This is a genomic window from Roseisolibacter agri, from assembly GCF_030159095.1.
Classification (GTDB): domain Bacteria; phylum Gemmatimonadota; class Gemmatimonadetes; order Gemmatimonadales; family Gemmatimonadaceae; genus Roseisolibacter; species Roseisolibacter agri.
This window is the reverse complement of the sequence record NZ_BRXS01000003.1, coordinates 548,063-571,377: the sequence shown is the minus strand read 5'-3', so window position 1 is coordinate 571,377 and position 23,315 is coordinate 548,063. Positions and strand designations below refer to the sequence as shown.

17 protein-coding genes are annotated in these 23,315 nt (G+C 74.1%); 10 read left to right on the top strand and 7 right to left on the bottom strand.

Going from position 1 to position 23,315, the window contains the following annotated elements:
- Positions 1-14: 14 nt before the first annotated feature.
- A complete protein-coding gene (locus rosag_RS11065) occupies positions 15-1,823 on the bottom strand; it encodes a sensor histidine kinase (RefSeq protein ID WP_284350188.1) in 1,809 nt (602 codons plus the stop codon).
- Positions 1,820-2,524, bottom strand: a complete 705-nt coding sequence (locus rosag_RS11060; protein ID WP_284350187.1) for a response regulator — start codon at positions 2,522-2,524, stop codon at positions 1,820-1,822. The genes rosag_RS11065 and rosag_RS11060 overlap by 4 nt, the downstream gene beginning before the upstream one ends.
- Before the next feature lie 164 nt (positions 2,525-2,688).
- Between rosag_RS11060 and rosag_RS11055 the strand changes: the two genes are divergently transcribed.
- The 5 genes from rosag_RS11055 to rosag_RS11035 all read left to right on the top strand — a co-directional run bounded on the left by rosag_RS11055 (position 2,689) and on the right by rosag_RS11035 (position 10,444).
- Entirely contained in the window at positions 2,689-3,837 is a 1,149-nt protein-coding gene (locus rosag_RS11055) for a HEAT repeat domain-containing protein (RefSeq protein ID WP_284350186.1), read from the top strand.
- A 77-nt stretch (positions 3,838-3,914) separates the two neighbouring features.
- Positions 3,915-4,544 (top strand): RNA polymerase sigma factor, encoded by a 630-nt coding sequence (locus tag rosag_RS11050; protein WP_284350185.1) that lies wholly within the window; start codon positions 3,915-3,917, stop codon positions 4,542-4,544.
- 308 nt (positions 4,545-4,852) lie between these two features.
- Positions 4,853-5,860 (top strand): hypothetical protein, encoded by a 1,008-nt coding sequence (locus rosag_RS11045; protein WP_284350184.1) that lies wholly within the window; start codon positions 4,853-4,855, stop codon positions 5,858-5,860.
- A gap of 146 nt (positions 5,861-6,006) precedes the next feature.
- On the top strand, positions 6,007-8,997 hold the full coding sequence (locus tag rosag_RS11040) for a SusC/RagA family TonB-linked outer membrane protein (protein ID WP_284350183.1): 2,991 nt from the start codon (positions 6,007-6,009) through the stop codon (positions 8,995-8,997).
- A gap of 4 nt (positions 8,998-9,001) precedes the next feature.
- The gene (locus rosag_RS11035; RefSeq protein WP_284350182.1) at positions 9,002-10,444 is read left to right on the top strand and encodes a RagB/SusD family nutrient uptake outer membrane protein; all 1,443 of its coding nucleotides are present in this window, start codon (positions 9,002-9,004) and stop codon (positions 10,442-10,444) included.
- A 328-nt stretch (positions 10,445-10,772) separates the two neighbouring features.
- Here rosag_RS11035 and rosag_RS11030 read toward each other — a convergent pair whose 3' ends face one another.
- The gene (locus rosag_RS11030; protein WP_284350181.1) at positions 10,773-10,955 is read right to left on the bottom strand and encodes a hypothetical protein; all 183 of its coding nucleotides are present in this window, start codon (positions 10,953-10,955) and stop codon (positions 10,773-10,775) included.
- A gap of 52 nt (positions 10,956-11,007) precedes the next feature.
- Between rosag_RS11030 and rosag_RS11025 the strand changes: the two genes are divergently transcribed.
- From rosag_RS11025 to rosag_RS11010, 4 genes are read left to right on the top strand one after another with little or no spacing between them, the layout of a single operon-like run.
- Positions 11,008-11,460, top strand: coding sequence for a hypothetical protein (locus rosag_RS11025; protein WP_284350180.1), 453 nt, complete (start codon positions 11,008-11,010; stop codon positions 11,458-11,460).
- 26 nt (positions 11,461-11,486) lie between these two features.
- Positions 11,487-11,759 carry a hypothetical protein gene (locus tag rosag_RS11020; protein ID WP_284350179.1) on the top strand — a complete coding sequence of 91 codons (273 nt, stop codon included), beginning with the start codon at positions 11,487-11,489 and terminating at the stop codon, positions 11,757-11,759.
- Between the two features lie 9 nt (positions 11,760-11,768).
- Positions 11,769-13,289: a pyridoxal phosphate-dependent decarboxylase family protein gene (locus rosag_RS11015; RefSeq protein WP_284350178.1), complete on the top strand. Its 1,521-nt coding sequence runs from the start codon at positions 11,769-11,771 to the stop codon at positions 13,287-13,289.
- A complete protein-coding gene (locus tag rosag_RS11010) occupies positions 13,286-13,987 on the top strand; it encodes a cupin domain-containing protein (protein ID WP_284350177.1) in 702 nt (233 codons plus the stop codon). The genes rosag_RS11015 and rosag_RS11010 overlap by 4 nt, the downstream gene beginning before the upstream one ends.
- A 6-nt stretch (positions 13,988-13,993) precedes the next feature.
- On the opposite strand, the gene rosag_RS11005 is transcribed toward rosag_RS11010, so the two are convergent.
- The 3 genes from rosag_RS11005 to rosag_RS10995 all read right to left on the bottom strand — a co-directional run bounded on the left by rosag_RS11005 (position 13,994) and on the right by rosag_RS10995 (position 17,184).
- The gene (locus rosag_RS11005) at positions 13,994-14,221 is read right to left on the bottom strand and encodes a hypothetical protein (RefSeq protein WP_284350176.1); all 228 of its coding nucleotides are present in this window, start codon (positions 14,219-14,221) and stop codon (positions 13,994-13,996) included.
- A 202-nt stretch (positions 14,222-14,423) separates the two neighbouring features.
- Positions 14,424-16,337 (bottom strand): multicopper oxidase domain-containing protein, encoded by a 1,914-nt coding sequence (locus tag rosag_RS11000; protein WP_284350175.1) that lies wholly within the window; start codon positions 16,335-16,337, stop codon positions 14,424-14,426.
- A 112-nt stretch (positions 16,338-16,449) separates the two neighbouring features.
- Positions 16,450-17,184: a L,D-transpeptidase gene (locus rosag_RS10995; protein ID WP_284350174.1), complete on the bottom strand. Its 735-nt coding sequence runs from the start codon at positions 17,182-17,184 to the stop codon at positions 16,450-16,452.
- 383 nt (positions 17,185-17,567) lie between these two features.
- On the opposite strand from rosag_RS10995, the gene rosag_RS10990 reads away from it, so the two are divergent.
- Complete coding sequence (locus rosag_RS10990; protein WP_284350173.1) at positions 17,568-19,472, top strand: ATP-binding cassette domain-containing protein; 1,905 nt, start codon at positions 17,568-17,570, stop codon at positions 19,470-19,472.
- Between the two features lie 10 nt (positions 19,473-19,482).
- Here rosag_RS10990 and rosag_RS10985 read toward each other — a convergent pair whose 3' ends face one another.
- A complete protein-coding gene (locus rosag_RS10985) occupies positions 19,483-23,313 on the bottom strand; it encodes a hypothetical protein (RefSeq protein WP_284350172.1) in 3,831 nt (1,276 codons plus the stop codon).
- Positions 23,314-23,315 lie beyond the last annotated feature (2 nt).

Genomic DNA, 23,315 nt, shown 5'->3' with positions numbered 1-23,315 from the left:
TGATCAGCCGGTGATCAGCCGGAGGCGAGCCGTAACGGAGCATCGTCGGCGACGTCGTCCTGCGGAAGGGTCAGGAGCAGCCGTGCGCCGCCGCCGGGCGCGTCGAGGATCTCTACCCGCCCGCCGTGCCGCCGTGCCAGGTCGCGCACCACGCTCAGTCCCAGCCCGCTCCCGCCGGTGGAGCCGGCCCGGTCCTCCAGCCGCACGAACGGCGACCAGACCCGCCGCCGGTCGCGCGCCGGCACGCCGCGCCCCTGGTCGTCCACGGTCAGCCGCAGCACCGGGTCGGCGACGGTCGGCGCGTTCAGCGTCACGGTCACCGTCTGGCCGTCCGGCCCGTACTTGATCGCGTTGTCCAGCAGGTTGAGGAGGATCTGCCGCAGCGCGTCCGGGTCCACGTAGACCGAGCAGCGCGCGGGCGTCACGCCGCACAGCTGCGCGCCGCGCGCCGCGGCCGCCGCGCCCATGTGGCCCACCACCTCGTCCACCACGTCGCACGCGTCCACCCACCGGCGCTCCAGCGGCAGCTCGTGGTGCTCGCCGCGCGCGTGCAGCAGCACGTTGTCCACCAGGCGCGCCAGCCGCATGCTCTCGCGGTGGATCACGTGCAGCCAGCGGCGCCGCTGCTCCGACGTCTGCGCCGCGGGGCCGAGCATCGTCTCGCTCAGCAGGACCATGTGCGCCAGCGGCGTGCGCAGCTCGTGCGAGACGGCGGCGACGAAGTTGCGGCGCTCCTCCGCCAGCGCGTGCTGCCGCCGCAGCTCGAGGATCGTCGCGGCGACGAACATCGCCCCCAGCACCGCGATGCCCGCGATCAGCCACTGCTCGGCGCCGATCGGCACCGCGGCGGTGACCAGCCGGTCGCCGTGCGCGCGCGACATCCAGACGTCGACCCGCGGGCCGTCGTACGGGATCGCGAACGAGTGGTAGCGCTCGTGCGTCGGGTCGCCCGTCGCGCCCGGCGTGCGGAACACGACGTTGCCGTTGCGCTGCGTGACGCGGATGTTGAGGATCCGGTTGTGGCGCTTGTCGGTCCGCCCGAACGTGTCGCGCCGCGGCCGCCCCTCGCGGTCGCGCGTCGCCCACTGCACCGACGTCCAGTCCACGCCGTAGAACGACGGCGGCAGCAGCGCCGTCTTCTCGTACAGCGACCGGCCGATGTGCGCGTACCAGTGGGCCGGCGAGTAGGTGACGCCGAGCACCGCGCGCACCCGGCCGTCGGTCGTGCGCTCGCGCGCGAACAGCAGGCCCACGGGCTCGCCGCGGAAGGTGAGCCGCTTGTGCGAGATCATCGCGAGCGGCGCGCGCAGGCTGTCGCGCCGCGCCGCCAGGTGCGCGAGGATCGCCGACGCCAGCGCCGGGTCGCGCAGCGCGCCCGTGGCCTGCAGCGACGCCGCGGTCGGCCAGGGCTCGTCCAGCGCGATGCGGAAGACGCCGTGCCGCGGGTCGCCCTGCATCTCCATGCCCGCGAGATGCTCCGCCGTGTAGCGCGCGAACCGGTCGAGGCCGAAGGGCGGGTCGCCGGGCGCGCTCACCAGGCCGTGGACGGGCGCCATCAGCGTCAGCTCCATCGCCTGCCGCTGCGCGTGGAAGCCCTCCATCATCATCCCGCCGACGTCGCTCATCTCCTCGACGAGCGCGCGCTGCATCGCCGCCCGCTCGTCCTGCCAGCGGTTGCGGATGGAGAGCATCGCCACGCCCACCAGCAGCACGGTGGTAGCGATCGCCGCGACGAACAGCAGGTCGCGCCGCCGCGACGCGAGCACCGCCGCCACGCGCCGCCGCGCGCGGGCCAGCGGACCGCGGCGGGCCGGCGGGCTCACGCCGCCGAGTGCTGGTCGGCGTCGTACGCGGCGCGCAGCGCCGCCGCCACGCGCCCGCGGCTCACGACGCCGATCTTCGCCAGCACCTGCTCCGCGTGGTTGCGCGCGGTGAAACGGCTGATCGACAGCGCGCTCGCGATCTCGGGGTTCGTGAGGCCGCGCGCCAGCAGCCGCGCCACCGCCGCCTGCCGCAGCGTCAGCCCGAAGCGGGCGACCAGCTCCTCGTCGCTGTAGCCGATGACGTCCGCCGGCGCGGCCGCGACGGGCGTGCCCTCGGGGGGCGTCTGCGCCAGCGCGGCCTCCGCGGCGCGCGTGGCGGCGGCGCGCCGCAGCAGCGCGCACACGCGCCCCAGCAGCTCGCCCACCGAGAACGGCTTCGTCACGTAGTCGTCGGCGCCCAGGCGGAAGCCCTCGACCTTGTCGGCGGAGGCGCCGCGCGCGCTGAGGATCAGCACGGGCATCCACATCCCCTCGTTGCGCAGCCGATCGAGCACGCTGAACCCGTCCATGCGCGGGAGGTTCAGGTCGAGCAGGATCAGGTCGGGCGTGCGCGCGCGCACGGCGAGCAGCGCCTCGCGTCCGTCGCGCACGCGCTCCACGTCGTGGCCCGCGTGCGTGAGGTTGATGTCCAGCGCCTCGGCCAGGTCGTCGTGGTCCTCGACGACGAGGATGCGGGCGCGCGCAGGGGCGGGAGCGGTCACGGGCGCGGCGGGTCCAGCGGGAGGGGAGGAGCGGTCCCCGGATGCTACAGGATAACGGCGGGCCGGGCCTAGTGCAGGTGACCCATCCCTGACCCATCCCCACGCGAGGCCCCGGGGACAGCTGACCCATGGTCCGCGCCGCGGCCGCGGCCGACCGTGCGGCCATGCCGGACACCTCGTTCCTGACCCTCGCCACCGACGTCGCGCCGCTGGTGCACGCGCTCCGCGCCGCCGACGACACCTTCGGACCCGCGCCGCACACCATGTACGGCTGGGCGGCCGACGAGCTGGAGGAGCGCGGCGCGCCGCGCCCCGGCTGGCCGGACCACGCGCTGCTGCTCGTCTACCAGGGCGTCGTGGCGCTGCCCGAGGCGGGCCGCTTCGCCGCCGACGTCGGGCGGCTCGTGCGGCTGATGGCGCCCTTCCCGCACCTCGCGTGGCTGGTGTCGGCCGCGCTGCACGAGCACCTCATGCCCGGCGACGCGTGGGCGGTGCCGCTGCTCCTCGACGCGGCGCAGGGTGCCGGCACGCTCGCGCCGGAGCCCGCGGTGCGCGCGCTCGCGGTCATCGGCGACCGCGCCGTCGTCGACCCGCTGCTCGACGTCGTGTCGCAGCCGCGCCATCGCGTGGCCACCTCCGCGGCGCTCGTGCTCGGCCGGCTGCGCGCGCGCGAGGCCGCGGCGCCGCTGCTCGGGTTGCTCGGGCGGCGCCGCGATCCCGAGGTCGTGACGGCGCTCGGACTGCTGGGCGTGCGCGAGGCAGCGCCGGTGCTGCACGCGCTGCTCGACGCCGCGCGTCTCGCGCGCCCGTCCCGCCGCACGGAGCGCGACGCCGAGCTGCTGGCCGCCACCGCGCGCGCGCTCGGTCGCATCGGCGACGCGGGCGCGTCGGCGTCGCTGCGCGCGCTGCTGGACGATCCGTACGTGGACGTCGCGCTCGCCGCCGCGGACGCGCTGACGCGGCTCGACGACCCGGACGGCGCGCGCAGGCTGCACGCGCACCTCTACGTGTGGGAGGCCGCACGCCGGCTGGCGCAGCTGGGCCACGCGGACGGCGTGGCGGCGATGCGCGCGTGCTACCGCGCGGACCCGAACGCGCGGCCGCGCGGCCTCGCGCGCGACCCGGGTGGACGACGGCTGCTGCTGCAGGCGCTCGGCCACGAGGGGGACGCCGCGGATCTCGCGTTCGTGCACTGGGTCGCGGCGCACGACGTCGATCGCACGGAGCAGGGCTGGACGCTCGCGGAGGAGGCGCGGCGCGCGGCGCGGCGCATCGAGGCGCGCGCGTCGGACGCGCGACGGTGGGACAGCTGACCCACGCGTGCCGCGCGGCGTGCGCGTAGCGTGCGCGCTCCGTCCCCGGCACACGTCCCACCCTCGTCACGCGCGCGATGTCCCCGACGCACCCGACGCCCGCCGCCCCGCTCCCCATCACCGACGGCGCGTCGCTGCGCGCGCTGCGCGAGGCCGAGGAGCGACGGCGCGACGCGGAGCTCGTGACGCGGGCGGTGGACGGCGACGCGGCGGCGTTCGAGGCGCTGGTGGCCCGCCACCGCCCGTGGTGCGTGCGCATCGCGACGCGCCTGCTGGAGTGCCGCGACGAGGCCGAGGACGTGGTGCAGGTGAGCCTCACGCGCGCGCACCGCGCGCTGCACCAGTGCGTCCACCGCGAGCAGTTCGCCCCATGGCTGCGGCGCATCCTGCTGCGGCGCTGCTACTCCGTGCACGAGCGCCGCACGCGGCGCGAGCGCTGGGTGCGGCGGATGGAGCCGGACGACCACGAGGTCGGCGCGGACCGCGAGGCGCACCGGGTGGAGCTGCGGCTGGACGTCGTGCGCGCGATGGCGACGCTGCCGCCGGCCTACCGCGACGCGGTGGTGATGCGCCTGCTCGCGGGTCTCGACTACCACGAGATGACCGCCGCCACGGGCCTCGGCCACTCGGCGATGAAGATGCGCGTGCAGCGCGGCTGCGCCCGGCTGCGGCGCGCGCTCCCGCACCTGCGCCACGACGCGGCGTGATCGAGCGCGGCCGGCGAACGCCACGATGACATTGCCATGCGGGGCGGTGCCATCGGCATCCGTCATCGCGCTGGGGCCCTTGGCTATTGGGGAGGATACGGATGCTTCGGATGCGCCGGATCATTCGGATCCCTCCTCACGGCGCACGGCGCGTCGCCGCCACACGGAGCGATCCGAAAAGCATCCGCTGCATCCGAAGCATCCGTATCCTCCCCAAAGGCCACACAGGTCCGGCGCGCGCTACCGCATTCGCAGGCATGGGTCACGTGGACGATGCCCGCCACGCGCGGCGGTCGTACGGTCGTCGCATGACTCATCCCACCACTTCTGTCCGCGCGACGCTGGCGCTCCTCGCGCTGCTCGCGCTCCCGCACGTCGCCGCCGCGCAGACCGTCGTGCGCGCCTCGCTCTACACGCCCACGCCGCCGGGCGAGACGCTCGCGTGCACGCCGAGCACCGCGCGCGACCTCGACGCGCTGAGCGACGAGTTCACCGACTCGACCACGTTCGCCGGACCGCAGGCGCGGTGGCGCTGGTTCCACGCGCAGAACGGCTGGCCGTCGATGCTGCGCCGCATGGCGGGCGGCGCGGCGGCGGACGGGCACCTGTACCTCGAGCCCGCGCTCAGCGGCTGGTTCGCGGACTACCACGCGCCGCTGCTGTACCAGACCGTCACCGGCGACTTCGACGTCACGGCGCGCGTGCGCGCGGCGTCGGCGGGGAGCGCGGACTCGGTGCCGCGCGCGCTCTGGTCGCTGGTGGGCGTGATGGCGCGCGCGCCGCGCGCCGTGATCCCCGACGCGTGGACGCCGCGCGGCGAGAACTGGCTGTTCGTCACCACCGGCACGGGTGAGGCGCCGGGCGTGCCCGTGATCGAGACCAAGAGCACGGTGAACAGCGGCTCGAACCTGAAGCTGCGCCCCGCGCGCGCCGGCTGGCACGAGCTGCGGATCGTGCGGGTGCGCGAGACGTTCCTCCTGCTGTCGCGGGCCGAGGGCGAGGGGTGGCGCGTGCGCGAGCGCGTGCTGCGCCGCGACCTGCCGTTCACCATGCAGGTCGGCCTCGTCGCGTACAGCGACGGCACCAGCGCGCCGCCGGAGTACCGCGATCCGCTCGCGCACAACATCGCCGACCCGGCCACGCGCGCGCGCCTCGGCGCGCCGGACCTGGGCGCCCACGTCGACTGGGTGCGCTTCCGCCGCCCGCCCGCGCTGCGCGGCGTCGGCGCCGACTGGCTCACCGACCACGCGGTGAGCGAGGCGACGCTGCTCCGCTTCCTCGACTGCGAGACGGGCGCGCGCGCCGACGCGCGCTGAGCACGCGTTGACCACGCGTTGACCACGCGTTGACGCCGACGCGTCGCGTGATGGTGCAGCTGTCCCATGTGCCGCACGGCGGGTGCCGCGTACGATGCGCGCCCGCCGTACGCACTCCCGCGTTTTCGCACCCCTCTGGAGGACCCGTGATCCGAACGCAACATGCGCTGCTCGCCGCCGTCGCCGTCGCGGCCGTGGCGCCGCAGCTGGGCGCGCAGCAGGCCGCGCAGCGCCGCGTGACGGGCGTCGTCACCGTCGCCGGCAGCGGCGAGCCGCTCGGCGCCGTCACCGTGCAGGTCGTCGGCACCACCACCGGCACGCTCACCGGCGACGACGGCCGCTTCGCGCTGCAGGCGCCGAACGGCACGAGCACGCTGCGCGTGCGGCGCATCGGCTACCAGGCGCGCACCGTGGTGCTCGCGCCCGGCCAGTCGGAGATCAGCGTCGCGCTCGAGCGCGACGTGCTGCAGCTCGAGACCGCCGTCGTCACCGGCACGGCGACCAGCGTCTCGCGCCTCAACGCCGCCAACGCCGTCGCCACCGTCAGCGCCGAGCAGCTGGTGGGGCGCGCGCCGGCGCAGTCGGTGGACAACGCGCTGCAGGGCAAGGTCGCCGGCGCCATCATCTCGACCAACTCCGGCGCGCCCGGCGGCGGCTCGCAGGTGCAGCTGCGCGGCGTGTCGTCCATCAACGCCGCCTCGACGCCGCTCTACGTCGTCGACGGCGTGCTGGTGAGCAACCAGGCGTTCGGCAACGGCCTCAACTCGCTGACGACGGCGGGCACCGGCCAGGGCCCCGCGACGATCTCGACGAGCCAGGACCAGACGGCCAACCGCATCGCCGACCTCAATCCCGAGGACATCGAGAGCGTCGAGATCCTCAAGGGCCCGTCGGCCGGCGCGATCTACGGCTCCAAGGCCGCCAACGGCGTCGTCGTGATCCGCACCAAGCGCGGGAGCGCCGGCCGGCCCGCGTTCAGCCTCGCGCAGCGCGTGGGCACGTACCAGCTGCAGCAGGAGCGCAAGCTCGACCTCCGCTGCTTCGGCTCCGTGGAGGAGGCGATGGCGTGGGAGGGCGTGGAGACCGCGGCCGAGCTGGCGGCGCCGTTCACGGGCCAGTGCCACGACTTTCAGGACGCCTTCTACAAGGCCGACGGCCCGTCGTACCAGACGTCGCTCGCGCTGCGCGGCGGCACGGCCGGCGGGACCACGTACCACGTGAGCGGGCTGCTGCAGCGCGACAACGCGATCCAGAAGGGCACGTACTACGGGAAGCAGTCGCTGTCGGCGAACGTCGGGCAGGCGGTGGGCTCGCGGCTCACGCTGCAGTCCAACAACGCCTTCATGCACACGCTCACCGACCGCGGGATCTCGGGCAACGACAACGCGCCCGTGGTGTCGCCGATCAGCGTCTTCTCCGGCACCCCGCAGTACTTCAACGCGATGGCGCGCGACAGCGCCACCGGCCAGTACCCGCGCAACCCGTACCTGCCGGGCGGCTTCGGCGGCACGAACCCGTTCCAGACCGCGGAGCTGACCAAGCTGCCGCAGGACGTCTTCCGCTACGTGGGGAGCGTCAACGCGACCTACAACGCCTTCGCGTCCACGCGGCAGTCGCTCGACTTCACCGTGCTCGGCGGCGTCGACGCGTTCTCGCAGAACAACAAGGTGTACTCGCCGCCGACCGTCTACTTCGAGCCGGCCGACGGCTTTCCCGGCACGATCGTCAACACGGACGTCACCAGCCAGTACGCCAACCTGAACGCGTCGGGCGTGCACCGGCTGACGCTCGCGCCGCTGTCGGCGACGACGTCGTTCGGCGTGCGGCGCGAGTACCGGAACAGCGACGTCGTGTTCAACCGCGGGCGCAACGTCCCGCTGGGCGCGCAGAGCATCACGCTGGCCGCCGACCAGCTGTCGAACGAGGACCGCTTCCGGGTCCACGACTTCGGGTGGTACGTGCAGGAGGAGCTGCTGGCGCTCGACGAGCGGCTCGCGATCACGGGCGCGCTGAACGCCGAGCGGTCGTCGACCAACGGCGACGCGGGCAAGTACTACACCTTCCCGAAGGCGTCGGCGTCGTACCGGCTCCCCTTCCTGCCGCCGGCCACCGAGGAGCTGAAGCTGCGCGCCGCGTACGGCCGCGCGGGCAACCAGGTGCCGTTCGGCTACGCGTACACCGCGCTCATCACCGGCGTCTACGGCGGCACGCTCGGCGCGCGCCCGTCGGCCACCGCCGGCAGCCGCGCCATCCGCCCGGAGACGTCCACGGAGCTGGAGGGCGGCGTCGACCTGACGATGCTCAAGGGCCGCCTCGCCCTCTCGGGGACGGTGTTCCGCACGGACGTGGACGACCTGATCCTGCTCTCCGCGCCCGCGACGTCGAGCGGCTACGCCATCCGCATCATCAACGGCGGCGCGATGTACAAGACCGGCACGGAGCTGGAGCTGAGCGCGACGCCCGTGCAGACGCGCGACGTGACGTGGACGTCGCGGACGACGTTCTCGAACTTCAACAGCCGCATCACGCGCCTCGACGTGCCGCCGTTCTCGGCGTCGTCGTCGTTCTCGCCGCGCTACGGCGAGGCGTGGGTGGAGCAGGGCCGCTCGATCACGACGGCGCGCGTCGTCACCAGCCGCGGCACGTCGGCCGGCACGGTCTACGGTTTCCGCGAGAGCGCGCCGGACTTCCAGATGGGCTTCTCGAACGACCTGACGTTCGGGCGCGTGCGGCTCGCCGGGCTGCTCGATTGGCGCAAGGGGGGCGGCGTCGCGAACCTGACGAACAACTACTTCGACAGCACGAACCTGTTCGCCGACACGGCCGCGTCGCAGCAGCGGCTGCGCGACTACGTCGCCGGCCGGCCGGTCTACTTCGAGAAGGCGACGTTCCTGAAGCTGCGCGAGCTGAACCTGTCGTACCAGCTCCCCGACCGCTTCGTGCGCAGCGCGTTCGGCAGCCAGACGCGCGACGTCCGCCTGGAGCTGTCGGGGCGCAACCTGTACACGTGGGCGCCCTACACCGGCTACGACCCCGAGGTCTCGAACTTCGGCAACCAGAACCTCGGCCGCTTCCAGGACGTCACGCCGTATCCGCCGAGCCGCAGCTTCTTCCTCGCGGTCACCGCGAACTTCTGATCCCATGATGCGCAACCACCGCACGACGCGCCCGCTCGCGTCGGCCACGCTCGGCGCGCTGCTCCTGGCGCAGGCCTGCAGCGACCCGACGACGGTCCCGGACCTCAACAACCTGCCCGACGCGGTGATCGCCGACGGGCTCAATGCCAACACCGCGCAGCTGCTGACGACGGGGCTGATCAATCGCGACCGCGGCGTCGGCGGCTTCCGCCACCTGATCTTCGCGGGCACGCTGGCGCGCGACGTCTACAACATCGATCCGTCGGAGCCGCGCTTCCAGCAGGAGCTGATGGGCAACGCGATCGACGCCGCGGGCTTCATCGGTGGCGGCGGGCTGACGTGGAACGACGCGTACAACGGCGTGCGCACCGCGAACACGATCCTCGAGGGGATCGGCAGCGCGGCGGACCTCACGGAGGCGCAGCGGCAGGGCGTGCGCGGCATCGCGCACACGTTCAAGGCGCTGCTGCTCTACCGCACGTGGGAGCTGCGCGGCCCGAACGGCATCCCGACCGACGTCTCGCCGATCGAGGCGTCGGGGAGCGCGCTGCGCCCCATCTCGTGCGAGGCGAGCGCGCTGGCGTCCATCGGCGCGGTGCTCGACAGCGGCTACGCGGAGCTGCAGGCCGCGGGCGCCACGTTCGGCGTGCGGCTGCCGGCGGGCTTCGCGAGCAACGGCGCGTTCGACACGCCGGCGGGCTTCGCGCGCTTCAACCGCGGCCTCAAGGCGCGCGCGGAGGTGTACCGCGGGCTGATCGGCGCGCGCCAGCAGTCGTTCCGCGACGCGCTCACGGCGCTCGACGCGTCGTTCGTGGACGCGAGCGCGGCGACGACCGCGGGCGTGTACCACGCGTTCGGTGCGGCGCCGGACCTCACCAACCCGCTGGCGGTCGGCACGGTGTTCCTCAACCCGACGATCGCCGCGCCGGCGCCGGGCTCGGGGCTGTTCACCAACCGGCAGGGGCTGCAGGCGGGCGACCAGCGGCAGGCGAAGGTGATCTTCCGCACGGAACCGGTGGCGCGCAACGGCGTCAGCACGACGTTCGGGACGACGCTCGCGTCCGCGAGCGCGACGACGCAGACGCGGCCGCTGGCGATCCTGCGCAACGCCGAGCTGCTGCTGTTGCGCGCCCAGGCGCGGCTGGAGCTCGGGCAGCTGGCGGAGGCGACGGCGGACGTGAACGCGGTGCGCACGCGCGAGGGCGGGCTGGCCGCGCTGCCGACCTTCACGAGCCGCGCCGAGGGCGTGCAGGCGGTGCTCTACGAGAAGCGGTTCTCGCTGCTGCTGGAGGGCGCGCAGCGGCTGGTCGACCTGCGCGCGTACAACCTGCTCAACCCGACCTACCTGGGCCCGAGCCAGCGCGGGACGGCGGACGCGTTCCAGGCCGCGCTGCCGATCCCGCAGCAGGAGCGCGACGCGCGGGGCGGGGCGGTGAGCTGTCAGTAGCTCTCTCGCGCCGGACCCGAACGGCAGTAGACAGGATTCCGACGGATTGAACGGACAAGGGCCGGATTACTTCCCATGTGGCGACGACGTCCCATGCGCCACGCGGAGCGTAATCCGGCTGTTGTCCGTCGAATCCGTCCAATCCTGTCTGATGCAGTTCGCCGTTCGGGTCCGGTGCGCGTGTCCCTGAACGGCAGGAGACAGGATGACAGGATGACCAGGAGGCTCCACAGAGCGCATGGAACGTCGCGCCGAGCGGAGCCTCCTGGTCATCCTGTCATCCCGTCAAATGCAGTTCGCCCTTTCGGGTCCGGCGCGCGGGCGCCCGTCAGTCCTCGGGCTCCATGTTCAGCCGGCGCACGTACTGCATGGCGAGCAGCGCGATGCCCACCGGCACGAGCACGTGGTAGAGCCCGGCGTGCCACCCCATCACCGCCCACCCGAAGAGCCAGAAGGCCAGGACCAGCACCCCCAGCGCACCGGGGATGCCGAAGCTGTGGCGTGAGAACATGGCGATCCTCCGTGAGGTTGTCCCCGAGGTTGTCCCTACACTTGGCCCCGCGATGGGGCGAGGCAAGCACGGCCGCACGTGGCGCTGGCTCCTGCTCGTCCTCGGCGTGCTCGCGGTGGGCGGCTGCGCGGGGCTCACCGGCCGCGCGCGCGAGGAGCGCGAGATCGCCATCGACCTCCCCATCTCCCGCGACGAGGCCGTGCGGCGCACGCTCGCGACCTTCCGCATCCAGGGCTACCGCGTGCGCGAGACGCTGACCTCCGGCACCACGCCCGAGACCGAGCCGTTCGAGCACGAGGGCGCCGAGGCCGTCTTCCGCGCGACCATCACCGGCTCCGCCCGCGCGTCGCGGGTCGTGCTCACCGGCACGTACCGGCGCGTGCAGCTCGGCGGCATCGTGCGCACGAAGGAACGGGAGGTGCGAAGGAGCGACGACCCCATCGAGCGCGCGCTGTGGGACCGGCTGCTCAACCTGAGCCTCGTGATCCGGCGGCCCGCGCGCTGAGCCCATCCCCATCCGATCCGACCGAGATGACGACGCCCGAGAGCACGTCCACGCCGCGCGAGGTGACCGACGACGAGGGCACGACCTGGAGCTGCGTGCAGGCGTTCGCCGGGCTCAGTGACGACGACGCCGCGCGCGAGGCGGCCGAGCGGGCCGCGGAGGGGGACGGGAAGCTCGCCGTCGTGTGCACGCCGCGCGGCGGCGCGCAGTCCGTGCGCGTCGAGCTCCCGCCCGACTGGGCCTCGCTCCCCGACGAGCGGCTGCTGGCCGCCATCGCCGCGGCGCGCCAGGAGCGTTAGCATCCCGGGGTGACCACGCCCCGCGCCCCGCACGAGGAGACGTTCGACCCGCGCACGCCCGAGGAGTGGGCGGCGTTCCGCACGCTCGCCGTGCGGATGGTGGACGACATGCTCACGCACCTCGCCGACCTGCCCGCGCAGCCGACCTGGCGGCCGATGCCCGACGCCGTGCGCGCCGCGCTCGCCGGCCAGCCGGTGCCGCGCGCCGGCATCGGCGCGGAGGCGGCGTACGCGGACTTCGTCGCGCAGGTGATGCCGTACCCCAACGGCAACCTCCATCCGCGCTTCTGGGGCTGGGTCGAGGGCACCGGCACGCCGCTCGGCATGATGGCGGACATGCTGGCCGCGGGGCTCAACCCGCACCTCGCGGGCTTCGACCACGCGCCCGCGCTGGTGGAGCACCAGGTGGTCGCCTGGATGGGCGAGCTGCTGGGGATGCCCGGCGCGAGCGGCGTGCTGCTCCCCGGCGGCACGATGGCGAGCACGATCGGCCTCGCGGTGGCGCGCCACGCGAAGGCGCGCGAGCTGGGACGCGACACGCGCGCGCTCGGCATGCAGGCGTGGCCCGACGCCGCCGCGCCGGCGCCGATGGTCTTCTACGGCTCCAGCGAGACGCACGGCTGGGCGCGCAAGGCGGCGGAGCTCATGGGGCTCGGCGACCGCGCGTTCCGCCGCGTGCCCGTGGACGCCGAGTACCGCATCGACGTGCGGGCGCTGCGCGCGATGATCGCGGAGGATCGCGCCGCGGGGCTCGCGCCCTTCTGCGTCGTCGGCACCGCGGGCACGGTGAACACCGGCGCCACCGACGATCTCACCGCGGTGGCCGACGTCTGCCGCGACGAGGGGCTCTGGTTCCACGTCGACGGCGCGTTCGGCGCGCTCGTCCACCTCTCCGAGACGCTGCGGCCGATCGTCGCGGGGATGGAGCGCGCGGACTCGCTCGGCTTCGACCTGCACAAGTGGGGATCGCTCCCCATCGAGTGCGCGTGCGTGCTGGTGCGCGATCCGGCGCTGCACCACGCGGCGTTCGCGGCGCCGGCGAGCTACCTCGCGAGCATGACGCGCGGCCTCGCGGTCGGCGGGCTCCCGTTCGCGGACCGCGGCCTCGACCTGACGCGCGGCTTCAAGGCGCTGAAGGCGTGGATGTCGCTGCGCGCCGACGGCGTGGACAAGCTCGCGCGCCTGATCGAGCAGAACGTCGCGCAGACGCGGCACCTGGTGGCGCGCATCGCGGCACATCCGGAGCTGGAGCTGCTGGCGCCGGCGCCGCTCAACATCGCCTGCTTCCGCTACGTGCCCGACGGCATGTCCGAGCCCGAGCGCGACGCGCTGAACGAGGAGCTGCTGCTGCGGCTGCAGGAGCGCGGCATCGCGGTGCCGTCGAGCACCGTGCTGCACGGCCGCTTCGCGCTGCGCGTGGCCAACGTGAACCACCGCACGCGCCGCGCGGACCTGGACGCGCTGGTGGACGCGGTGCTCCTGATCGGCGCCGAGCTGGCGCGGCCGTCGGCGGTGGAGGCGATCCCGTGAAGACGCTCCTCGTCCTGCCACTGACGCTGTCGCTGCTGCCCGCCGCGCTGCCCGCGCAGGACGGCGCGCGCGCGGCCGCCGACACCGCACACGTGCCGTTCGCGTGCGAGGAGCAGGGGCTGCGCGACGGCGCGCCGTTCGGCTGTCAGCTGCTCGCGCGGCCCAGCGGCATGCGCCTGCCCGCGGGCGCCGTGTTCTGGCACCTCGCGCGCTACCCGTCGCGCGAGGCGGCGCAGGCGGCGGGGCGCTTCACCGACATCCTCACCGAGATCACGACCGACGACGGCGCGGAGACGTGGCTGCACCGCTTCGGCGCGGAGAGCGACGTGCCGCGCGGCGGCGCGCAGACGACGCTCGTGGGGCCGCTGCCGCTACCGCGCGGCTCGCAGTTCCGCATCGACGTCTTCCACGTCGTGATGCCCGCGGGCGCGCGGACGGCCGTGCACGCGCATCCGGGCCCCGAAGCGTGGTACCTGCTCGAAGGGGAGCAGTGCGTCGAGACGTCGAAGGGCGTCGTGCGCGGCGCGGCGGGCGAGGGCGTGGTGTCGCCGCCCGCCGGCGTGCCGATGCAGGTCGTCAACAGCGGCACGGGCACGCTGCGCGCGCTGTCGGTGCTGATCCGCGACGACGCCCGGCCGCGCGCCACGCCGTCGCGCTGGAAGCCGAAGGGCGCCTGCGACGCGCCGCCGCCGGGCTGACGTCGCTCAGCGCTGGTGTCGCGTGGTGGGACCGCGGCGCCGTCGGACCGCGCTGTCCGCGCGCATGTCCAGCGTGTCGCGCGGTTCGCTGTCGTCGGCGGTGACGGCGCCCGCGCTCGTCGCGCGGATGCGCACCGGCCCGCGCGACGTCTGCGGGCCCGACTGGGGCGACGTCGCGATGAGCGCGACGCCGACGATGGCGAGCAGGGTGAGAAGCGGGACGACGGCGCGCACCGGTGCTGCGGACAGGGAGAGACGGAGCGGACGTCGCTATCTCTCCTCGCCGCGCGGCCATGTCAAGCTGGACGATGCACGCGCGCGGTGCTGCGTCTCGCGGAAGTGTGACGTCGCGCACGCACCATCGCGTGCGCGCGACGCGCTCACTGCGCGGCGCTCACTGCACGACGCTCACTGCGCGACGCTCACTGCGTGGCGCTCACCGGACGATGATCGGCCAGCGCGCGAAGCGTCGCCCGCCGGCGCGCGGCGGCGCCCGCACCTCGATCGCCAGTGAGTCGCCCGGTGCTTCCGGGACGATCTCGACGTCGAGCGTCTCGCCGATGCTCACCACGCGCCGCGACGGCTCCGGCGCGCGCAGCGCGGGCGGAAGGTCCGCGCCGTCCTTCGCCAGCGGCCGCCACGTCGCCGGCGCGCCGGCCCGCGTCACCATCAGGATCACGCCCGAGCGCCGCACGCTCATGTTGATGAAGCGCAGCCGGTAGCGCTGGCCCGCGCGCAGCGTCAGCGGCGGCGGCGCCGTCATCCCGTTCAGCAGCAGCTGGTGCACCTCGGCGTCGAAGCCGCCGGGCGACGACACGAGCACCGGGAGGTCGACCGCGGGGTCGCGCCGCTCTCCCGGCTCCAGCACCAGCAGCGGGCCCGCGAGCCCCGCGTCCTGCTGCCGCTCCTCGTCGACGTGCGTGTGGTAGATGAACGTCCCCGCGCGCGGTGGCGTGAAGCGCACCTCGAACGAGTCGCGCGGTGCGATCATCGGCGCGATGCGGCGCCCCGCGCCGCTGACGCCCGGCACGCCGTCGTACCAGCTCTCCAGCTCGATGCCGTGCCAGTGCACCGCCGTCGGCTCCGCGAGCCGGTTGACGATCGTGATGCGCACCGGCTCCCCGCGCGTCAGCTCGAGCGGCGCCCCGACGCGCCGTCCGCTGTCGGGCGGCGGCTCGGCGCTGCCGCGCGCGTGCGCGGCGAAGCCGTACAGCGGCACGTCGCGCGTGCTGCCGACGTTCTCGCGAACCAGCAGCCGCAGCTCGCGCGTGGGCGCGGCGGCGCGCGCGACCGCGACCGCGCGCCCGGTCGTGGTGTCGCGCACCGCGATGCCGAGCACCAGGCCGCCCATCGCGTGCTCGGGGCGCTCCGTGTGCGCGGCGTGCGAGGACGACGCGCCCGTGGCCAGCGGGAGGCCGAGCGCGGCGCGCGGCGCGAAGTGCTCGGGGATGTGGCAGTGGAAGAGCCAGTTCCCCGGCCGCTCGGGCACCCAGCGCAGCGCGATCACGTGGCCAATCGACATCGCCTCCGTCACGGCCAGGCGCGGCACGCCGTCGCGGTACACCGTGTCGGCCGTGCCGTCGCCGCGGCTCTCGACGTGGAAGTAGAAGCCGTGCAGGTGCATCGGGTGCAGGTCGGCGGTCGCGTTGATCACGCGCCAGCGCACCGAGTCGCCCACCGCATACGCCAGGCGCTCCGTGTTGGGCCAGGCGCGCCCGTTCACCACCGCCAGCACGCGGTGGCGTCGCACCGCCGCGCGGCCGACCGTGTCGGCCCACATGCCGAGCACGAACACACGGTCGGGCGGCGAGCCGCCCGGCGGGTCCACGACGATCGCGCCCGTGAGCTGCGCGTCCTCGCGCGTGCGGAGCTCCAGCGGTCGCCCGGTGGAGGTGCCCCAGTAGTAGTAGGTGCCCGGCGCCTCCAGCCGGAACGCCACCGCGCGCGACGCGCCGGGCGCCAGCACCAGCGGCGTGGGCGCGTCGTCGGGCGTCGCGGCGCCCGGCGTCGCGGCGCGGTCGTGCAGCCCGTGCACGCGCAGCGTGTCGGCGAGCGCGTTGCGCAGCACGACCGAGACGGTGGTGCCGGCGCGCACGCGCACCAGCGGCCCCGGGATCGACGCGTCGCGCCCCACCTCGGCGAACGCGGCGACCACCGCGCCAGGCGCGCCGTCGCCGTCGGGATGCCAGGTCGCGAGCCGCGCCTCGAGGCGCAGCGTCAGCGTGTCGCGGCGCAGGGCGCCCGAGGGCGCGCGGTTGTCGTTCGGGCGGGCGCGCGCCGGCGCGGCCGGAGGAGGCAGCGGAGCGGCCACGGCGAGCAGGGCGAGTCCGGCGACGAGCGTGGCGCGCATGGGCACTCCGGCGGCGAGGGTGCGTCCACGTTGCCCCCGCCGCCGGCCCTGTCAAGAAGCCCCGTCAGTTCACGCGTCGGTGCACGCGTCGGTGCACGCGTCGAGGCGTGCGTCAGTACACGCGGATCGGGATCTGCCGCGCGAGATCCACGACCTCCTTCTGCGTGCGGTTCGCCTGCACGCGCTGGAACCACGCGTCGTCCTTCGGCACGCCGCCCTCCTCGAGCGCCTGCCGCGCGAGCTGCAGGATGACCGCGTTGCTCAGGCGGATGGAGCCGTGCGACACGGCCTTGCCGATGGACGCGGGCTCGTTGGTGCCGTGGATGCTGCGCGGCGGATCGTACACGAGCTGCGCGGCGCCGAGCGGGTTCTTCGGATCGCCCGGCGCGCGGCGCTCGCGCTGCTCGGCCCACGACTCGTCGGGCGGGATCCACTCGGGGTTGAAGACGACCTGCGTGACGTTCCACTCGCCGGTCTTCGTGGGCCACTCGGGCGAGCCGACCGACACGGGATGCGTCGCGAGGCGGCGGTCGCCCTTGATGACGTACAGCTTGCGCGCCGCGAGATCCACCTCGAGGCGCATGTCGGAGAGCGCCACCGCCGTCGCGGCGCCCGCGGTCAGCGCCATCGCCGCCGACTCGGCCGCGGTGGTGGGCGCCGCGGTCGGGGCAGGGGGCGTGGCCGCCGCGTTCGCCGCCGTCGTGTCGGGCGCCGGCGCGACGGCGGCCTTCGCGGCCAGCGCCGCCGAGTCGGCCGTGTCGCTGCGGTCGCTCACCGTGCACGCCGCGAGCAGGAGCGCGCCCGCGGCCAGCAGCCGGCGCCAGGAATCAGGGAACGTCGTGCGCATCACACCGTCCTGTCTGGTGAAGGGTGGCGGACGGGAGGGGCAAGAGGCGTGCGAAAGGGCAGCTGCGTGCTGCGTGCTGCGTGCGGCGTGCGGCGTGCGGCGTGCTGCGTGAACGACCTCGGGACGCCTCGGCGCGCCGCGGCGGTGGTGCTCCTGGAGAGGACGCGGATGCTCCGGATCCGAACGGATGCTTCGGATCGCTTCCCGTGGCGGCGACGCTCCGCGCCCTCCGAGGAGCGATCCGAATGATCCGCTCCATCCGAAGCATCCGTATCCTCACCAAAGGAAGAAGGGCCGGCGCCAGGATGCCAGCCACGCAGCACGGAGCACGCAGCACGCAGCCTCGGGTTTTAGGTTGCAGGCTTCCCCGTACCCACGCACGCATGGCCCTCCTCGGCCTCCAGGACGTCAGCATCGCCTTCGGCGGTCCCCCCGTGCTCGACCACGCCGACCTGTGGATCGAGCGCGGCGAGCGCGTGTGCCTCCTCGGCCGCAACGGCGCGGGGAAGAGCACGCTCATGCAGCTGCTCGACGGCTCGCTCGCGCCCGACGCGGGCGAGGTCGTGCGGCAGACCGGGGCCACCGTCGCGCGGCTGGAGCAGGAGGTGCCCGACGCCATCGCCGGCTCGACGTTCGACGTCGTCGCCGCGGGGCTGGGCGAGGCGGGGCGGCTGCTCGCGCGCTACCACGACGCGACGGTGCGCGTCGCGCACGAGGGCAGCGAGCGCGCGCTGAAGGAGATGGAGCGTCTCCACCACGCGCTCGACACCGCGGGCGCGTGGGAGATCCAGAGCCGCGTCGACACCGTGCTGCTGCACCTCGGCCTCGATCCCGACGCGGCGTTCGCGTCGCTGTCGGGCGGCCGCAAGCGCCAGGCGATGCTCGCGCGCGCGCTCGTGCGCGATCCCGACGTGCTGCTGCTCGACGAGCCCACCAACCACCTCGACGTCGACGCGATCGAGTGGATGGAGGAGTTCCTGATCTCGCGCAGCGTCACGCTGCTGTTCGTGACGCACGACCGCGCGTTCCTGCGGCGTGTCGCGACGCGCATCGTGGAGCTGGACCGCGGCCAGCTCGCGGACTGGGGCGCCGACTACGACGCGTACCTGGAGCGCAAGGACGCCGCGCTGGCGGCCGAGGCGAGGGAGCGCGAGGAGTTCGACAAGCGGATCGCGCGCGAGACCGTGCGCCTGCGCTCGTCCATCACCGCGCGCCGCACGCTGAACGAGGGGCGCGCGCGGGCGCTGGACGCGATGCGGCGCGAGCGCGCGGCGTGGCGCGAGCGCGCCGGCACGGTGAAGCTCCAGGCCGTGGAGGCCGAGCGCTCGGGGCGCATGGTGGTCGAGGCGCGGCACGTCGGCTTCGCGCACGGCGCGCGCCCCATCGTGCGCGACCTCACGACGACCATCATGCGCGGCGACCGCGTGGGGCTCATCGGCCCCAACGGCTCCGGCAAGACGACGCTCATCCGCCTCCTGCTCGGCGAGCTCGCGCCGGACGCGGGCACCATCCGCCACGGCACCGGGCTGGAGATCGCGTACTTCGACCAGCTGCGCGACCAGCTCGATCCCGACCGCAGCGTGTTCGACTCCATCGCCGACGGCGCGGAGTGGGTGAAGGTCGGCGGCGAGCAGCGGCACGTGCACGGCTACCTGCAGGACTTCCTCTTCCCGCCCGAGCGCGCCCGCACGCCGGTGCGCGCGCTGAGCGGCGGGGAGCGCAACCGGCTGCTGCTGGCGCGCCTGTTCACGCGCGCGTTCAACGTGCTGGTGCTCGACGAGCCGACGAACGATCTCGACATCGAGACGCTCGACCTGCTGGAGCAGCTGCTGCTGGACTTCGAGGGGACGCTCTTGCTGGTGAGCCACGACCGCGAGTTCCTCGACCACGTCGTCACCAGCACGCTGGTGCTGGAGGGGGACGGCCGCATCGGCGAGTACGCGGGCGGCTACACGGACTGGCTGCGCCAGCGCCCCGCGCCCGACGAGACGCCGGCGCCGGCCGCGCGGAAGCCCGTCGCCGCCGCGGCGCCGGCGCCCGCGGCGAAGCAGGAGAGGAAGCGGAAGCTCTCCTTCAAGGAGACGCACGAGCTGGCGGCGCTCCCCGACCGCATCGACACCTGCGAGCGCGAGCGCGAGGCGCTGTACGCGACGCTCGCGGATCCGGCGCTGCTGCGCGACGGCGCGGCGGTGGCCGACGCCAAGGCGCGGCTGGCGGCGCTCGACGCGGAGGTCGAGGCGCTGACGGCGCGCTGGGAGGAGCTGGAGACGATCGCGGCGCAGGCCTGACGAGTCGCGGTCAGAGTCGGTCCAGGACTCCTGGGCCATCGTCCGGCGAGATGAACAGCGGGTCGAGTGCGCTGGGGACCTCCGCTGCCGGCGTCGGAACGCCGACGTGGAGCGCCACGAAGCGGACATCGAAGGGGACGACGGCACGACTGATCGCGCGCCTGGCTCGCTCCACGACCCGCTCCATGTCCCGCGCGGACGCTGGCAGCTCGAACACGACGGCGCGCGGGACGACGAGGAACGTGGTAGGCGGCGCCGGCGGGCGAGGCGCCGGCAGCTCCTGTCCCAGGAGCGCGCCGGCGATGTCGATGTCGAGGGGGAGCAGGGAATGGAGTCCGCCGTGTGCCGGCCAGCGCTCGGCGATCGAGTCATCCGACGTGCGGACGAGCACGACGAACCCCTGCCCGTCGGGACGCGGCGGCCAACCGGCGGTCGGATCGGTCGACAGGGTCGGATCGATCATCGCAGCCTGGGCAGACGCCTGCGCCGCGGGCTCCGCCCCGAGGGTGGCGCTTCCCGACGCTGCGCTTGGCGCGACCTGTTTCACTGCCACGCGCAGTCGCTCCAGCAGCAGCGTCCGCTGCACATCGCTGAAGCCGAGGGCATACAGCGCCACTGGAGCGAGCCACGCCGGGTACGTGCGCGGCTGCCGCAAGACGTCGCTCAGCAAGCGCCCCCACTGCCCGAGGCTCATTCGGAAGACGTCCTGATGCAGCACGCGCGTGTGCCGCATCTCGAGGGCGATGCTCAGCACGTCGTCGAGCACCAGGGGCTCTGCCTGCGACAACCCGTCCCGGAAGACGTCCGTGAAGCGCTGGCGCCAGCGCTCCCACAGCGCATCGAGCGGGATCCCGCGGAAGGCCGCCGCGGCCTTCTCCGCCTCCTCGATGCGGGCCGTCGTGAAGGCCGCCCACGTGCGGACGCCGGCCACCGTCATCGGTGGCTCGATCCAGCCATTGAGCGACAGCCACCCGACGCCCGGGCGTCCGGCGAGCTCCCCGCGCAGACTCTGCAGGCGCGCCGCGACCCAGCGCGTGTCGTTGTCGAGAAACTGGAACGCCTGCGTGAGCGCGTCGAGTCCGGCGATGACCCACTGAAACTGCTTCTGCTGTTGAATGGGCTGGTTGACGCGGCTGATGACCTTCCCGATGAACGAGGCGATCACGAGCGCATCGACGATGGCCACCGCCGAGCGACGCACCAGCGCCGCGAACTGCTCCACGCACTCCATGTCGGATGCTCGCGAGGGGCTCCAGGGCTCGGCGGTGGGCTCCTGTAGCCGGTCGCGGGCGCTCCGGTACGCCGCGAGCGAGGGCGACGATCCGACGATGCCGTAGCTGGTCGCGAGCGTCTCGAGATCGACCCGCGAGTGCCAGGTGATCTGCGACAGCGCGAGGATGAACCCGTCGACGAACTGTCGGTCGGCCTCCCATGGCTCGGGGTCGAGTGCTGGCGTGGCTGGCGTTGGCGCGAGGGACTCCGGCGCCGGTCTGGCTGCGCCCGTGACCATGACCGGTGCCGCGGGGACTGTCAGGACGGGCTCCGGAGGCACTCCTGGTGCGGGCGGCGCGCCACCCACGGCGGCAGCGTCGTCACCGCGGTCCGATGGGTCGGTGGCGACGCGCCATGTGAAGGCGTGCTCCCGGTGCGGGTCCGCAACGAGAACGGGCAGATTGGCCGCGAGCGCGTCCCGGACGTTCGGATGCAGCGTGTCGAAGGAGCGACGCGTCCAGCGCGCGACCTCCCGCTCGAAGCCCTCGAGGTCCTTCGTCAGCGCGTGCGCCATGGAGCGCACCAGCTGCAGCAGCTCCTCGCACGCGGCACGGTCGAGCACCTCGTGCCGTGCCGCGTCGGCAAGCGCGGGCTGGCCGTTGCCGGCGACCGCGCCGGGCGCGGCGTCCGAAGCGCCCGGCGCGCCGCTCCCGCCCTCGCTCGGTTCGGCCGTCAGGCGCCTGGCAGGCGTCGCACTGAGCGCCTGCTGCTCGAGGTAGGCGCGGAACGCGTCAGCGCCGTCACCGGCACTGAGGTCGGCGGGACGCCCGGCGCGCCAGCAGCCCGATGGATAGTACAGCGCGTCCTGCGCCGTCTGCCGCAGCTCCGGCGTGCGGGCGAGCCGTGTCACGAGCGCGCGATGCTCGAGCCAGCATTCCACCGCGACCTGGAGCACGACATCGGTGCCGTAGGTCGGCCCCCGCACCTCAGGCGGCACCAACCGGAGCACCGACCCCGCGTCGCAGAGCGATGCGAGGCGCCGGTCGAGGTCGTACGTGTGCATGCGCGAGCGGTGCAGCAGCACATACGGCAGGACCGTGGCATCCGCGCGTGCGTTCGCGGCTTCCGTCTTCTCCGGCTCGGCGGCAGGCATGGTGCGCGTGCCGGGCTCCTCGCCATCGGCGGGCACGCGCAACACTCGGCCGAGGAACCGATGAAAGTCGGGCGGCGTGGGCGTCACGAGCACGCGATGCGAGAAGGCCGTGTGCGCCTTCTGGAAGCCGCCCGCCGCGATCTGCCGCTGCAGGAACTCGAAGTAGCTCCGGTCCGTGAGGCAGCAGAAGAACGCGTTCTCCGTGAGCAGCTGCTTGAGCGAGCCGGCGAGGTCCGGGAAGCGCGTCTCGATGCCGTCGACCTTGTCCAGCTCGTCCACCACGAACACCGGCGCGAGACCGGCGGCGCGTACGCGCTCGATGAGGGCCGGGAGCTGACGGTCGAGCGTCGCGACCTTCAGGTCGGGCTCGAAGTCGTAGCGGCGCGAGATCGACCGCGTCCGCTTGCGGGTGGACGAGATGCGCAGCACGGCCGCGGCGCCGAGCGCTGCGACGAGGCCGACGACCGCGGCGCCGACGGTGCCGCCGGGAGTCGCGTCATCCTTCGCCGCCAGCACCGCGGCGGTGCCGCCGGTGACCAGGGCCAGCGTGGCCGAGAGCAGCTCGCGGACCGGCGCCGACAGCGTGACGGTGCGCTCGTTCTCGATCGATTGCCTGTCCTCGCTCGCCTGCGTCGCGACCAGCTTGCCCGCGAGGCGCTGGTACATCGCCGTCGCGGTGCTGAGCGCGACCAGCTCGCGCAGCCCCTGGTCCATGGCCGGCGGCCGATCCATCGGCCAGTGTCGGCCCGCGGCGCCCCGCAGCAGCGCGTAGCGCTGCGGGTAGAGGACCCCACTGTCGAGGAACCCGCCGCGCAGCCACAGCTCGCGAAGTCGCGACGGCGGGGGACACTCGGCGAGCTCGATCTCGAGTTGCGCGGCGATCTCGAAGCGGTCGCGCGCGTCCGGATCGCCCTGCCACGGCCGACGGTCTCGCTGTGCGAGGCGCTGGCGATCGATGGACCACCGCACCGCGTTGCGGTACGCGCGTGTCAGCTCGGTCGCGAGCGCGCGGTGCAGGCCGAGCGTGATCTGCACGAGGATGCGCTCGCGCGGGCGCGTGAGCAGTCGGGCGCCGGCGACCGGCTGTGTCGTCGCGCCGTCCGCCGGCGGCGACCCGTCGGCGTCGGGGAAGTCGTCGTACTCCCCCAAGACCGTCGGGCCATGCAGCGGGATGAACAGGGGGCGCAGCAGCGACAGCGGTGCGTACGCGCCCGGTGTGCGCCCGAGCGGAGCACTCGCCTCCTCGCGCGAGCACTCGCGCAGGAGCATGTCGACGGCGCTCCGCACGAGCGTCGTCTTGCCGATGCCGCGGTGGCCGGCGATCAGGAACGAGCGTCCCGCGACCTCGCCGGCGCAGTAGCGACGCAGCTCGTCGACGAGGAGCTGTCGTGCGGCGGACTCGATGACGAGCGGCTCGGCGCCATGCAGCGCCGCATCGCTGAGCGGCTCGGGGAACCGTACGAGGGTGATGGGCATCG

Excerpts from the sequence above, each read along its gene's own strand:
- rosag_RS11055 (WP_284350186.1), top strand. The coding sequence starts at position 2,689 with ATGCCGGACACCTCGTTCCTGACCCTCGCCACCGACGTCGCGCCGCTG.
- rosag_RS11045 (WP_284350184.1), top strand. The coding sequence starts at position 4,853 with ATGACTCATCCCACCACTTCTGTCCGCGCGACGCTGGCGCTCCTCGCG.
- rosag_RS11000 (WP_284350175.1), bottom strand. The coding sequence starts at position 16,337 with ATGCGCGCCACGCTCGTCGCCGGACTCGCCCTGCTCGCCGTGGCCGCT.
- rosag_RS11030 (WP_284350181.1), bottom strand. The coding sequence starts at position 10,955 with ATGTTCTCACGCCACAGCTTCGGCATCCCCGGTGCGCTGGGGGTGCTG.
- rosag_RS10990 (WP_284350173.1), top strand. The coding sequence starts at position 17,568 with ATGGCCCTCCTCGGCCTCCAGGACGTCAGCATCGCCTTCGGCGGTCCC.
- rosag_RS11035 (WP_284350182.1), top strand. The coding sequence starts at position 9,002 with ATGATGCGCAACCACCGCACGACGCGCCCGCTCGCGTCGGCCACGCTC.
- rosag_RS11025 (WP_284350180.1), top strand. The coding sequence starts at position 11,008 with ATGGGGCGAGGCAAGCACGGCCGCACGTGGCGCTGGCTCCTGCTCGTC.
- rosag_RS11020 (WP_284350179.1), top strand. The coding sequence starts at position 11,487 with ATGACGACGCCCGAGAGCACGTCCACGCCGCGCGAGGTGACCGACGAC.
- rosag_RS10995 (WP_284350174.1), bottom strand. The coding sequence starts at position 17,184 with ATGCGCACGACGTTCCCTGATTCCTGGCGCCGGCTGCTGGCCGCGGGC.
- rosag_RS10985 (WP_284350172.1), bottom strand. The coding sequence starts at position 23,313 with ATGCCCATCACCCTCGTACGGTTCCCCGAGCCGCTCAGCGATGCGGCG.
- rosag_RS11050 (WP_284350185.1), top strand. The coding sequence starts at position 3,915 with ATGTCCCCGACGCACCCGACGCCCGCCGCCCCGCTCCCCATCACCGAC.